Annotated in this window: 11 protein-coding genes and 1 tRNA gene; 8 read left to right on the top strand and 4 right to left on the bottom strand. The window is 60.5% G+C overall.

Annotation, left to right across the window (positions count from 1 at the left end):
- Nucleotides 1–30: 30 nt before the first annotated feature.
- Entirely contained in the window at nt 31–1,884 is a 1,854-nt protein-coding gene (locus tag FF098_RS10400) for a DUF4153 domain-containing protein (protein WP_155140214.1), read from the bottom strand.
- A gap of 138 nt (nt 1,885–2,022) precedes the next feature.
- On the opposite strand from FF098_RS10400, the gene FF098_RS10395 reads away from it, so the two are divergent.
- The 5 genes from FF098_RS10395 to FF098_RS10375 all read left to right on the top strand — a co-directional run bounded on the left by FF098_RS10395 (nt 2,023) and on the right by FF098_RS10375 (nt 5,488).
- Nucleotides 2,023–2,778, top strand: coding sequence for a Crp/Fnr family transcriptional regulator (locus FF098_RS10395; RefSeq protein WP_205967469.1), 756 nt, complete (start codon nt 2,023–2,025; stop codon nt 2,776–2,778).
- 118 nt (nt 2,779–2,896) lie between these two features.
- Nucleotides 2,897–3,913, top strand: a complete 1,017-nt coding sequence (locus FF098_RS10390) for an alpha/beta hydrolase (RefSeq protein WP_155140212.1) — start codon at nt 2,897–2,899, stop codon at nt 3,911–3,913.
- Complete coding sequence (locus tag FF098_RS10385) at nt 3,910–4,734, top strand: glycosyltransferase family 2 protein (protein WP_155140210.1); 825 nt, start codon at nt 3,910–3,912, stop codon at nt 4,732–4,734. Before FF098_RS10390 ends, FF098_RS10385 begins: the two co-directional genes overlap by 4 nt.
- 116 nt (nt 4,735–4,850) lie before the next feature.
- The gene (locus tag FF098_RS10380; RefSeq protein WP_155140208.1) at nt 4,851–5,273 is read left to right on the top strand and encodes a hypothetical protein; all 423 of its coding nucleotides are present in this window, start codon (nt 4,851–4,853) and stop codon (nt 5,271–5,273) included.
- Nucleotides 5,273–5,488 carry a helix-turn-helix transcriptional regulator gene (locus FF098_RS10375; protein ID WP_155140206.1) on the top strand — a complete coding sequence of 72 codons (216 nt, stop codon included), beginning with the start codon at nt 5,273–5,275 and terminating at the stop codon, nt 5,486–5,488. Before FF098_RS10380 ends, FF098_RS10375 begins: the two co-directional genes overlap by 1 nt.
- A gap of 342 nt (nt 5,489–5,830) precedes the next feature.
- Here FF098_RS10375 and FF098_RS10370 read toward each other — a convergent pair whose 3' ends face one another.
- From FF098_RS10370 to FF098_RS10360, 3 genes are all read right to left on the bottom strand, one after another.
- A complete protein-coding gene (locus FF098_RS10370) occupies nt 5,831–7,135 on the bottom strand; it encodes a TROVE domain-containing protein (protein ID WP_205967468.1) in 1,305 nt (434 codons plus the stop codon).
- 93 nt (nt 7,136–7,228) lie between these two features.
- Nucleotides 7,229–7,298 (bottom strand) — tRNA-OTHER (locus FF098_RS10365).
- Nucleotides 7,299–7,425: 127 nt separating this feature from the next.
- The gene (locus tag FF098_RS10360; RefSeq protein ID WP_155140202.1) at nt 7,426–8,355 is read right to left on the bottom strand and encodes a calcium/sodium antiporter; all 930 of its coding nucleotides are present in this window, start codon (nt 8,353–8,355) and stop codon (nt 7,426–7,428) included.
- A gap of 243 nt (nt 8,356–8,598) precedes the next feature.
- On the opposite strand from FF098_RS10360, the gene FF098_RS10355 reads away from it, so the two are divergent.
- From FF098_RS10355 to FF098_RS10345, 3 genes are read left to right on the top strand one after another with little or no spacing between them, the layout of a single operon-like run.
- Nucleotides 8,599–11,067 carry a M1 family metallopeptidase gene (locus tag FF098_RS10355; RefSeq protein WP_155140200.1) on the top strand — a complete coding sequence of 823 codons (2,469 nt, stop codon included), beginning with the start codon at nt 8,599–8,601 and terminating at the stop codon, nt 11,065–11,067.
- Between the two features lie 3 nt (nt 11,068–11,070).
- On the top strand, nt 11,071–11,601 hold the full coding sequence (locus tag FF098_RS10350) for a DUF6702 family protein (RefSeq protein WP_155140198.1): 531 nt from the start codon (nt 11,071–11,073) through the stop codon (nt 11,599–11,601).
- A complete protein-coding gene (locus tag FF098_RS10345; RefSeq protein WP_166426473.1) occupies nt 11,591–13,621 on the top strand; it encodes a TonB-dependent receptor in 2,031 nt (676 codons plus the stop codon). The genes FF098_RS10350 and FF098_RS10345 overlap by 11 nt, the downstream gene beginning before the upstream one ends.
- Nucleotide 13,622 lies beyond the last annotated feature (1 nt).

The following is a 13,622-nucleotide window of genomic DNA, read 5'->3' as shown; positions in this document are numbered from 1 at the left end:
CAGCATTTTCCAGTACTATATTTTTAGGATTTAAGGCTGATCCGGCGCGAACGGCTCCGCCTCACCAGATTGTACGATCGAGAATATCTCCCGGTCGGTGTCGTCGAGCCCCTCAGGTATAATGATTTCCCCGCCGATCTCGATAGTCTCAATGGTCATCGTCGCCGGTTGAACATCACCAGCGCGCGCTGCATCGAAGAAGGCGTTGGCGGCACTGCGCGAGGAGAACCGCATCTGCTCGGTGTCGATGATGTCCCATCCGCCTTCCCAGTCATCATAGATGATATGAACACTGACATTCGTGCTGCTGTAATGGCGCAGAAGGATGTAGCGCCCGCTTTCCGCGGTGAACGCATCTGTGCGCAGGAGCAGGCACTGGATCGCATCGCCCTCGATACAGCTGCTCACCGTCCACCGCGCCGTGGAAAGGGCCTCGACAAGGGTATCGGGCACCTCCAGCCCCTCGGGGCTGACCTCGAGGCGCTGCTCCGTCAAGGCAGCCTCGATTGTCCTGCCGGTAATGTATTCATTGTTGCGGAATTCCCACTGGTTCTCGGCGGCGCGGACAGCCTCTATCTTTTCCAGGATCAGGTCGTGGTCCGGCAGGCTGTCATCGGCGGCCAGCCGGTCGAGACCGCGCTCGCCCGCCTTGCCCAGCACGAACTGGAAATAGGCATAATCGAATTCTTCCGCACTGACATCGCCGCGTTCCAGCCGGGCGATCTGGTCGTTGACCGACCAGGACCAGGCGTTGAACAGCGGCGTCTGGACCAGGATGGCAACGATGAAGACAAGCCCGGCGAGACCGAGATTGGCGCGCCGGATAAAGTCCCAGCCAGATGGCAAGAGCGCGCTGATGAAATAGGCCACCGCATAGGCGGCAGCGAAACACACGATGATCGCGGCATAGATGCGCTCCACCGTCAGGCCATAGTCACCGATCCTGATCCACAATCCGTAGATTGCGAAGCCGGCCAGCACCGGCAGGACAATCGCCTGCAACCTTACCGTCCAGCGGAGCAAGGGGTTGGCGGGCTGGCCCGCCTCGCCCACGACCGCATTGCTGAGCGCGACAGCAAGCGCCACCGCACAGACCATGGTCGTCGTCGCCGACCAGTTGTCCCACAACAAGTCCAGCCCCTGCACCAGCGCAGCGACAGCAAACAGCACCGTGGCAATGGCAAGGATTGGTGCCAGCACCTTCAACAGCGCGAACAGCACGCTGCGCAAGGCAAGCACGATGGTCTCGCGCTCGCGCACGATGGCGATGGCGATCGCGCCGGCAGCGCCGGAGATCGGGAAAGCCGCCCACGGCTTGCCGAAAATGTTTGAGAAGAAATCGATCCCGATCAGGCTGAACAGCGCCGCCCACAGGCCGAGCACGATCCACAGGGCGATACCGAAGAACAGCGTGCCGACGCCAATCACCGGCAGGTTCCATGCGAACTCGAAAAGGGAGGGGTAATGGGTCGGGACTTCGCGCCGCTCCATCACCGTGCGGAAGAAGGGCGCGGAAATATAGGCGATGAGAAATCCGCATACGGCGGAGATGGCCAGCAATGGCCCTTCGACATCCGCGCTTGCCCCGAAGCTGGCCTCCGCCAGCAGGTAGAGCCCGGCGATGAGGACACCAAGCCCCAGCGCATAGGCTGCCGCGATGACCCGCGTGCCGCGAGTCGTCGTCAGGAAATGAGCGACCGGCACGACCATGACGGCCATCATCAGGGCAACGATGAGTGACTCCGACCCCGCCTCATCGATCCTGTCCGTCAGATACCAGAAAGCGATGCCCTGCAGGAAGCCGGGCAGCAGGAAGAACAGCACCGCCTCCAGCGGCGAGGCATAGACCTCGTTGTCGTGAACTGACTTTTTTTCTTCAGACATGATCTCCCCCTTATTGCTGCCTCAGCCCTGATTTCTCTCGGTTATCCAGTAACTCCGGGGCCATTTTATGGCCGTTCCCGGTTTTGATGAAGAGAAGTTTATTTGGATAGTATGCTCTGCGCGTGTGTTTCATGGGTGATGACACAAACGTACCCGGCAGGGCAAACCCGCGAGACCCTGCCGCGACCCCATCGCAATATGCTCGTCCGCAAGCTGGAAGGCTTCGGCCCCCTGCCCGAGGCTGACCGGAAGCTGGTTGCCAGGCTGGCGGACGGCGGGCGGCAATTGCCGCCGCGCAGCGATATCATCACCGAAGGGCAGAACCCGGAAAACGTGCACCTGATCGTCAGCGGCATGGCCTGTCGCTATAAGTTGATCGATTCCGGGTGCCGGCAGATCCTCGCGATCTTCCTGCCCGGTGATTTCTGCGACCTGCATGTGTTCATTCTCGATCACATGGATCACAGCATCAGCACGCTGACGGACTGCACAGTGGTCGACATGCCGCGCAGTGCCGTTTTCCAAATGCTCGAACGACCGGCGATAGCCAAGGCCCTGTGGTGGGCGACGCTTGTTGACGAGGCGGTTTTGCGGGAACGGCTGGTCGATATAGGCCGCCGTCCGGCGCGGGAGCGCATCTCGCACCTGCTCTGCGAAATCTATGTTCGCATGCAGGCCGTTGGTCTCGTGGATGGACAGTCATTCGACTTCCGGCTGACCCAGACCGACATTGCCGACGCGCTGGGCCTGACAAATGTGTCCGTGAACAAGGTCATCATGGAATTGCGGCGCGACGGCGTTCTCGAGGCCTCGAACGCCCATATCTCGGTCCTGAAACCGGACGCGCTGCAGGCGATCGGCAAGTTCTCCGACGATTATCTTCACCTGACCTGATCCCTGCGCGCGCAGCCTCGCCGCCTTGTCTCTGGTTACCCTCTTTCGTTTGTCCCTTTGCGTTTACGAGCGGCAGGCGGCATAAGGACAGGATTGAGCAGACGACCGATCCAGGACCATGAACGACAATCACCTGACCACGCCGCATGGCGGTGCCGTACATCATTGCTATTTCGACAGCGCGCTTCTGGCGGACAACCTGCTGGGTGACCCGGCCCGGCGGCGCATTGATGTGTTCGTGCCCGAAGGCCAAACCGGCGAGGGCCTGCCTCTGCTGGTCGACATCGTCGGCTATACCGCCGGCGGCCCAGCCCACACCAACTGGAAGAACTATGGCGAGACCGTGCCCGACCGCGCCGCCAGGCTGATCGCCGAGGGCAAGATGCCGCCCTGCGTCATCGCCTTCCCGGACTGCTTCACCAGGCTCGGCGGCAACCAGTATATCAACTCCGCCGCCATGGGGCCGTGGGACGATATTCTGCGCACAGAGATCGTGCCTTTCGTCGAGCAGAAATACGGCTGCGGCGGCGCGGGGCACCGCGGCATCTTCGGCAAGTCTTCCGGCGGCTATGGCTCCATCGTCCATGCGCTGCTGCACCCGGATTTCTGGGCGGCGGCGGCCTGCCATTCCGGCGACATGGCGTTCGAGCTGTGTTACCTGCCGGAATTTCCCAAGGTCGTCCGTGCCCTGCAGAAAACCGATGGCTCGATCCGCAAATGGCTGGAGGCTTTCTGGGCCGCGCCGAAGGTCAAGGGCGATGATTTCCATATCCTGATGAGCCTTGCCATGTGCGCAACCTATGACCCCGCGCCGGACCAGCCATACGGCGTACGCCTGCCGGTGACGATGGACACCTGCGAGGTGATCGAGGACCGCTGGGCCAACTGGCTCGCCTGGGACCCGGTGGTGATGGCACAGGGAAAAGCCGCCGGGCTGAAACAGCTGAAGGCATTGCATATCGAATGCGGGGATGTCGACCAGTATGACCTCGTCTATGGCGCGCGCCGCCTCGCCCGCGTGCTGGAGGCTGCCGGGGTCGAGCACAGCTATGCGGAGTTCCCGGACAATCACTCCTCCATCGACTATCGCATGGATGTGAGCCTGCCGCTTCTTGCAAAGGCCTTGTCGGCATGAGCGAAAGCGACACCACACACCGCATGATCCCGCCCGTCTCGGCCTATATCCGCACCCTGAACGAAAAGCGGATGATCGCCGAGGTCGTACGCGCCGCCCTGACCGTAGCGCGTGAGGTGATCGTGGTCGATTCCGGCTCGACCGACGGCACGATAGAGCTGGCGCGCGGGGCAGGCGCCACGGTCGTCCATCAGGACTGGCTCGGCAATGGCGGCCAGAAGCGCGTCGGCGAGGACAGGGCGCTCTATGACTGGGTGCTCGACATAGATGCCGACGAGGTAGTGACGCCCGAGTTCGCCGACGAGGTCGCCGCCCTGTTCGAAAAGGGCGAGCCGCCACACGCCGTCTACAACACGCCGCTTGTCAACGTGCCGCCGGTGGGCGCGCCATGGTATGGCTACGGACAATCGGTCCGCCACAAGCTCTACAACAAGACGAAGATCCGCATTCCCGACCACAAGGCGTGGGACCAGTTCAAGATCCCCTCGGACATGAAAATCGGCAAGCTGAAACATGCCATCCTGCATTATGCGTTCGACGGGGCGGAGCTTTTCATCACCAAGGTGAACAAGAACTCCTCCACCCGCGCCGAGCACGTCAAGGACAAGCCGCTGTTCTGGCTCTATATCCGCATCCTGCTGGGATTCTGGATCTATTTCGGCAAGCGCTATTTCGTCAACGGGTTGTGGCGCGGCGGGCTTTACGGCTTTGCTTTTGCGTTCATGTCAGGCTTCGGCAAATGGCTGCGCGACGTGAAGATGTATGAGCGCATCATGAAGGAGCGCGGGCAGTCGCTCTATACGGACGAAGAGCCGGACTGAAACTTTCTTTGTCAAAAATTCTTGACATGTCAAAAATCTTTGACCATATGGGTGGTGTAAGATATTTTTGACATGCCTTGCCACCCTTGCGTGGCTGGCCTTGAAGGGAGAGTTTTATGAGCCTGAATGAAAAATCCGCCCTCGCCATGGGGATATTGAGTATCGTTGTACTCGGATGGTTTGCCTCGATGATCGTGCCGCCCGTGATCGCTGGTGGCGGGGCGCCGGGCCCGGCGGAGTTGCCGCTGATCCTCGGCTCGGTCCTGTTCATTATCGCGTCTATCGTGATCCAGGCCGTGCTGCGCGGCTTTTCGCCGAAAGATGCCGCACGCGGCGAGGACGACCGGGACATGATGATCATGTACAAGGCCGGCGCCTATGCCGGGTCGTTCTTCGGCTTCGTCGTCGTGTGGGGACTGTTCCAGTATGCGACCACCGGCAATGCCGATGCCATGTTCGCCACCTGCCTGATTGGCCTGTTGGCGGCGACGGCGGCGAGTTTCGCCCTGCAGGTCGCGTTCTACCGGATGGCGCATTGATGGCGAAGCGACCGCCCATCACCAACAAGGTGCGGCAGCTGCGGGAGGCCCATGGCAATATGAGCCAGTCGGCCCTCGCAGATGCCATCGGCGTGACCCGCCAGACGGTGATCGCCATCGAACAGGGGCGCTATTCGCCGTCGCTGGAAAGCGCCTTCCGCATCTCCCGCACCTTCGGGGTCGGTGTGGAAGACGTGTTCGGCTGGGAGGGTTGATCTCTCAGTTAACGGACGAACAGGAACCCTGTAATCGACATTTAGCCGAGGACGAAGACCGCGCCTTCCCATCGTTCGATCTTGCGGCCGGCCCAGGCAAACAGGATAAGCGCCAGCACCGCGACCAGCATGATCCAGCCATCGGCCTGTCAAGAACCGGGCCTTTGTCGCAAAACGGCGCTCTGCGCATGTTCACGAAGAAAACATCTAACGGCAGCACCCGCCGGTCCGGGGATTGGCACCGCGCCAGAAATCCATCTTCGTACTGTCGATGTGTCAACCGAGAGGGCGGCGGCAAGTCTTGTTTGCCAACCACGCTCACCATACAGCTTTACCGCCGCATCACGCAGTTCGTTCGGCTTCATGGATGTACCTTATGACGGATTCGGAGAAACCATTGATGCGCGTCCATGGGCCATAGGATATGCCAGGCTCATATGAAGCGACATTGATCATGTAGGCTTTTGGCGCAACAGGATCGCACAGACCATCATGAGATTGCTCGTCGGTCACGACGATTATCCTGTCATACGGAACCCTGGCGTTGATGTCCTGCAATGCACCGCGCAAGTAGGTGCTGTAGTGCACTTGTGAGTTGATGATGGCGTCGACCCCGGCCATGCCCCGGCGCGGCGCAACCTCAACCAGTTTTCCAGAGAAGGTAAACACACGCAGATCGCCATGAACAATGGCACCGAGCGCCGCCGCAGCATCCAGGCGGGTCATGTCGGACCGCCGAGAAAGCGCGCACTCCATGGAAGCGGAAACGTCTACCAGCACGACCGTCTTGCCATCGAGGGGTGACATTTCTGCCATGGCCTCGGAAAGAGCTTGATCGAGATAAGGTTCGAACGCCGGAGCATGGCGTGCAGCCGCGACATAACGGAAGGGCAGCACGTGTTGCGCACCCCTTCGCGCAAGAATGGCATCGCGCACGAGGCCGGCATCAACACCAGCCTGGCTCATGTTTCGCAGATTGCGCAGCAAGGCCAGATAGCCAAGTTTGCCTTCTCTGAGCAGTCGCTCAAAGGTCTCGCGCTTGTCAGCCCCGGCCGACAGAGAAACCTCCCACGTGTCCGGACTGGCAAGCGTGCCATCTACCAGGCTGTTCCACACTGCTTGCTGGGCTGCATCCTTTGGTTTCGGGTGAACCAGAAACAGAATGTCGCGTAACTTCACAGCGCTGGCCCGATTGTATTTTGCAAGCTGGTATGCGTCGAACTTGACGAAAGTTTCGCGGAGGCCGCGCTTGATCTGTGCCGATATTGGCTGTTTGCCCTTGCGCCAGTAGATCGAAAGGAACTCGCCCATTTCATCTGCCCGCAGCATAACACGGGGCATGGTGTCGGCCAGAATGGACGTACCCCTGGCGGTTCGCGCAAGTGCGGACAACAGCATTAGCGGGGCATGACGCAAATTGAACCTGTCACGGGCTTCGATTGCCAGCGCGGCAACTTCGCTGGCGGGCCGCTCAAGGGCCAGCCGCTCTATCCTGTCGGCGATGTGCTCACCGGACTCATAAAACTGGTCTTCCCAGAGCAAGCAGGACAATACAGCGCGTCGCAACTGATCAGAATCAGCAACGTGATGTGCTTGCCCGCCTGCATGGGTTTTGCCCCGGAAACCGGGGGGAGTATTCAGCTTCACAAGTTTCTCCATCTAAGCCGAACACAACAGGAGCGCGGGGGAACAGGCGAACACGGAATATCGAGCGCTCTTCCGGACTGAGCTACCACCTGTGAAGGTGAACGGGATTCGAACCCGCGACCTCTCGCTCTCGAAGCGAAGTAACCGTACTCTACACCACCCGCAAAATTCCCGGTGCGTCAGGGAGAAATCGACACGGCGTGCTAATTTCCAGTGAACCAGCCGTCATCTTCACCATGACTGTCTGCGGAATACCGTGCAGAATGCACTGTTGTCAACATGAGCACTTCTCAGCGCACGAACAGGAAGCCGGTGAAGGCGGCATAACCGAGGACGAAGACCGCGCCTTCCCAGCGCTCTATCTTGCGGCCGGTCCAGGCAAACAGGATCAGCGCCAGCGACACTCCGAGCATGATCCAGCCATCGGCCTGCAGGATCATCGGCGGCACGGCCAGCGGATGGACCATCGCGGTGATGCCGAGGATCGCCAGCAGGTTGAAGATGTTCGATCCGATGACGTTGCCGATGGCGATGTCGGCTTCCTTTTTCAGCGCCGCGGTGACCGAGGTAACAAGCTCCGGCAGGGAGGTGCCGATGGCGACGATGGTCAGGCCGATGATGGTTTCGTCGACCCCCATGTCGGAGGCGATCTCGATGGCACCACGCACCAGCATGTTTGCGCCGGTCAGGATGCCAATGAGCCCGGCAAGGAAGAACAGGCTGGCCTTGAGATAGCCTTCAGGGGCAGCGGGAATTTCCTCCTCCAGCGAGGCGGCGCTTTCATCCGTCTTCCACGCAAGAAACATGAAGGCAAACAAGCCGATGACGAGCACGAGCCCGGCAATCCGCCCGATCTCGCCGGTGAAGAACAAAGCGAGCACCATGAGGGTCGCCAAGATCATGACGCTGCCATCGCGCTTGAGCGCCCGCAAATCCGTCGCCAGCGGAAAGATCAGCGCGGCACAGCCGACGATCAGCAGCACATTGGCGATGTTGGAGCCGACCACATTGCCGATGGCGATGCCGGGCGACCCGGCGAACGCGGCGTTGAGCGAGGTCAGCAGTTCGGGCAGCGACGTGCCGAAGCCGACCAGTGTCAGGCCGATCAGCATGGGCGACATACCAGCCCGCCGAGCGATGGCGACGGAACCGCGCACCAGCGCATCACCGCCGAAAATCAAAAGAACGAGGCCGACGGCAATAAGGATGAAACTGATCATGGGGTTCCTGGAATAATGGCCGGGGACACCACGCACCCCGACAAGGCGCTATATTGGATTGCTCAGGCGGTCAATGAAGGACCACGACCGGAATTATTTCGTTCTCCCGCCTTTTCAAACGCGGCTTTCGGGTCACACAATTGCGGCACTGCAGCACACCGGCTTGCCCGTGGCAGTTTCTGCCCCTAGGGTCTCGCGGTAATTGTCCAGTTTTATCAAGCCAGTCCAGTATAGAGAGTGCTGATGTTTTCATCGCTTCGTGCCGTCTTCGCCCTTCCCTTCATCATCGCTGCGGGGAGCCTGATTGCTCCGGCCAATGCCGAGATTGGCGACGGGGCGAAGAAATTCCGCCAGCTTGAAGACGACCTGATGCCGACGCCGAACGTCTATCGCGCAGCGACCGGCGAGCCGGGGCCGCAATACTGGCAGCAGAAGGTCGACTACGTGATCGACGTGACGCTGGACACGGAAAACAAGCGCATCCTTGGCGAGGAAGAGATTACCTACACCAACAACTCGCCGCACGCGCTGAAATGGATCTGGGTGCAGATGGACCAGAACCGTTTCACCGATGGCTCGGTCGCCCGGGAGAGCGAAACCTCGTCGACTGCCGGCCAGCGCTGGGACCCGTCGGGCGATGGCGACACCCTGTCCTTCTCGGCGCTCGCCCGCCAGCAGGCGCTGTCGGACAGAGATTTCGGTTTCAAGATCCAGTCGATTACCGCCCGAAACGGCAGCGATCTCGACTACAGCATCGTCGACACCCATATGCGCGTCGACCTGCCCCGGCCTCTCGCGCCCGGCCAGTCGACCGAGTTTACCATCGAATGGCAGCACGAGATCATCCAGGAAACGATCGTCGGCGGGCGCGGCGGCTATGAGCATTTCGAAGAGACGGATACCTATCAATATGCGCTGGCGCAGTGGTATCCGCGTGTCGCCGTCTTCTCCGACTATGAAGGCTGGCACACGAAGAACTTCCTCGGCCGCGGCGAGTTCCCGCTGGAATTCGGCGATTTCGATGTCTCAATCACCGTACCGTCGGACCATATCGTCTCGGCGACCGGCGTGCTGCAAAATCCGGGTCAGGTGCTGACAGCGACCCAGCGCGACCGGCTGGAAGAAGCGCGCACGGCGGACATCCCGGTCTTCATCGTGACGCCGGAAGAAGCAAAGGCGAACGAAGCCGAGGAAGCAAGCGACACCAAGACCTGGCGCTTCTCCGCCGACAATGTACGCGACTTCTCTTTCGCCTCCTCCAACAAGTATATCTGGGACGCGCAAGGCTATACCCAGGAGGGCGGGCCGGACGTGATGGCGATGTCGTTCTATCCGAACGAGGCAGAGCCGATCTGGTCGATGTATTCTACCGACGCCGTCATCCACACGATGGAAGTCTATTCCCGCTTCTCCTTCCCCTATCCCTACCCGACTGCGCAATCGGTCAATGCGTGGGAATCGGGCGGCATGGAATATCCGATGATCACCTTCAACGGATATCGTCCGACCAAGGATGAAAAGTCCGGCGAGATCACCTATTCCCGCCGCACGAAATATGGCCTGATCGGCGTGATCATCCACGAGATCGGCCATATCTACTTCCCGATGGTTGTCAATTCCGACGAACGCCAGTGGACATGGATGGATGAGGGGCTGAACTCTTTCCTCGACTATGTCGCCGCGATCGAGTGGGAAGAGAACTACCCGGCCTATGGCGACAACACCAATGTGCTCGACTACATCACCGGCTACATGACCTCAGAGGACCAGGTGCCGATCATGACCCAGTCGGACTCGGTGCTGAACCTCGGCCCCAATGCCTATTCCAAGCCGACGGCGGCGCTGATCGTGATGCGCGAGACGGTGATGGGCCGCGAGCTGTTCGACTTCGCCCTTCGTGAATACTCCCAGCGCTGGAAATTCAAGCGGCCTACGCCTTACGACTTCTTCCGCACCATGGAAGAAGCCTCCGGCGTCGATCTCGACTGGTTCTGGCGTGGCTGGTACTACTCCACCGATCACGTGGATATCGCGATAAAGTCAGTACGCGAATATCAGATCTCGTCGCAGGAGCCGGAAGTGGAATTCGCGCTCGACCGGATCGAGGCTGGCGAGAACGAGCCTGAACCGCTGATCCAGCGCCGCAACCGCGAGGAAGGCATGGAGACCTATGTCGAGCGCAATCCGCGCCTGCGCGATTTCTATAACGAGAACGACCGCTTCACGGTGACGAACAAGGACCGCAATACCTACCAGTCCTTCCGCGAAGGACTGGTAGACTGGGAGGTTGACGCGCTCGACCGGGCACTCGCCGACGGCACCTATGTGTACTTCATGGACTTCGCCAATATTGGCGGCCTCGTCATGCCGATCCCGCTGACGATCACCTATGCCGATGGCAGCGAGGAATACATGAAGATTCCGGCGGAGATCTGGCGCCGCGATGCCTCCAACGTCACCAAGTTGATGCTGTCCGACAGGCAGATCACGTCCATAGTGCTCGACAAGAACCACGAGATTGCCGATGCCGACCGCTCAAACAATGCGTTCCCGGCGACGATCTCCTCGTCGCGGATCGAGCTGTACAAGTCCAACCGCTCGCACAGCAACATGATGGCCGACATGCTGGTTGAACTGAAGGGGCAGGACAAGGATGCCGCCCAGACTGAAAGCGAGGGCAACGCCGTGCCATTGCAGCCGACGGGGAACTGATCCATGCGCATTGTTTCAGGATTCTTCCTTGTACTGATTGCCATTGCTGGGCTCACCGGCCCGGCGGCGGCGCATCGCCAGCCGACGACGGAGACGACCATCGCGCCGCTCGACGATGGCACGCTCGGTATCACCCACCGCTTCCATACACATGACGTGATCCGCATCCTGCTGGCCGACCCTGATATCGGCCAGCCGGACCCGACCGACCTCGAACACCAGGCGCGGTTCGCGCTTTATGTGGCAGAGCATTTCGAGATCGCCCGGCCGGGCGAGGACGGTCTGCAGGGCCAGCCGCTCAAGGCCGGCATTCTTGGCGCGGAGATGGCCGGTGATTATTTCTTTGTCTATCAGGAGCTGCTCTTGCCGGCGGAGGTCGACGCGCTGTGGTTCCGCTCTACCTTGCTCAGTGAACTGGGCGAACAGTGGAACTCTCGCCTGAACATCGAAACGGATAGTGGTAATGGCGATGGCGAGACAATCAGGTCGGCGAGTTTCAGCAGCCGCTCGAAATGGGAAAAGATTGAGTATTAGGGCCCTCCTGTTATCGACCGCCCTCGCTGCGTTTGCCGTGCCCGGCATGTCCGTGGCCGCGCAGGAGAACCAGCCCGGCGATGACGAGATCATCGTCATCACGACCGAGCGCAGAGGCACCCTGCTGGAAGAAACCCCCGCCGCCATTTCCACTTTCAACGACATCGACCGCATCGATGCCGATCACCCGTCTGAAATTCTCGCCCGCGTGCCGGGTGTGATGATCGACCGCAATTCGGGGCAGGAGAGCCTGACCGCGATCCGCTCGCCGGTGCTGACCGGCGGTGCGGGCGCCGGCTCCTTCCTCTACCTCGAAAACGGCGTGCCGATCTATGCGCCCGGCTTTGCCAATGTGAACGGTCTGTTTCAGACCAATACGATGCTGGCCGACAGGATAGAGGTGATCCGCGGACCATCAGGGGCGTTCTATGGCGCCAATGCGATCCATGGTGTAATCAACGTCCTGTCGCCGCACCCGTCCGCCAACGGACAGTTTGCCGAAGTCTCCCTGTCGGAATATCACCGCAAGGGCGAGACCGGGGTTTCCCGCATGACCCGGGGCAAGGGTTTCTTCATCGGCCTCGCCGTCCATGATGATTTCGGCTATCGCACCGATTCCGGCGTCGACCAGCAGGAGCTGGTGCTGCGACAGGTCGATGAGACCGGGCCATGGCGGCGCGACACGATCCTGACGGTGAACAACCTCAACCAGGAAACGGCGGGCTATATCGAGGGTGAGGACATCTACAAGGATCGTGAGGCAGCGCGGATCAACCCGAACCCGGAAGCCTTCCGCGACGTCAAGTCCATCCGCCTGCAGAGCACGTTCGAGCGCGACACCGATGACGGCATGGTCTCGATCACGCCCTATGCCCGCTGGAGCGACATGGACTTCAAGCAGCACTTCCTGCCATCGCAATCGCTGGAAGAAAACTCCCACTGGTCGCTCGGCGCACAGAGCGCCTTCTATGCCAATCCCGGAGAACGCTTCACCCTCACCTGGGGTCTCGATGCGGAGTACACCGAAGGCTGGCTGACAGAGGTGCAGGAAGCGCCGGACATCTTCTCCTACCGGCAGGGCGTGCATTACGACTATGACGTGACGGCGGTCAGCCTGTCGCCCTTCGCGCAGGCAGAGACGGCGCTGACCGAACGCCTGTCCCTGATCGCTGCGGCGCGGGCCGACTGGACGCGTTATGCCTATACCAACAACACCGAGGACGGCCTGTTCGGACGCAATTTGCGACCAGCCGACCGGACCGACGAGTTCCTGACCGTCAGTCCGAAATTCACCCTGCAGCGCCGGGGTGACGATAACCTCCTCTGGGCATCCTATTCGCGCGGGGCCCGCCCGCCGCAGACAAGCGATCTCTATCGTCTGCAGTCGAACGAAACCGTTGGCCTCGCCAAGGAAGAAACCATCGACAGCATCGAGGCAGGCTGGCGCGGCCAGCTGGGCGAGCGCATCAGCGCCACCGCCATCGCCTTCTGGATGGACAAGGACAATTACTATTTCCGCGATGCCGACGGCTTCAACGTCGCCGACGGCAAGACGAGGCATGTCGGCATAGAGGCGGAAGTGACGGCGCGTCTGTCCGAGACGCTGAGCCTGTCGGCCAATGGGACTATCGCGGAGCATACCTATCGCTTCGACCGGCCGGTGACGAGCCAGGTCAGCGAGGCGATCTCGAAAGGCGACGAGGTCGACACCGCACCGGGCACGATCGGCGGCGCACGGCTGTCATGGCAACCGGACATCCTGTCCGGCGTCTCCTCGGAACTGGAATGGGTCCATGTCGGGGAGTATTATCTCGATGCTGCCAACACCACCAAGTATGAAGGCCACGATATCTTTCATCTGCGGGCGCAGAAACAGTTCGGCTTCTTCACATTGCGCGGCACGGTGCGCAATATCCTCGATGAGGAATACGCCACCCGCGCCGATTACGCCTTCGGCAATTACCGCTATTTCCCCGATGAAGGTCGCACGCTGACGATTGCGCTGCGGCTGGAAAACTAGA

The organism is Aquisalinus luteolus, assembly GCF_009712425.2.
Taxonomy (GTDB): Bacteria; Pseudomonadota; Alphaproteobacteria; order Caulobacterales; family Parvularculaceae; genus Aquisalinus; species Aquisalinus luteolus.
This window is presented reverse-complemented; position numbering and strand designations above follow the sequence as displayed.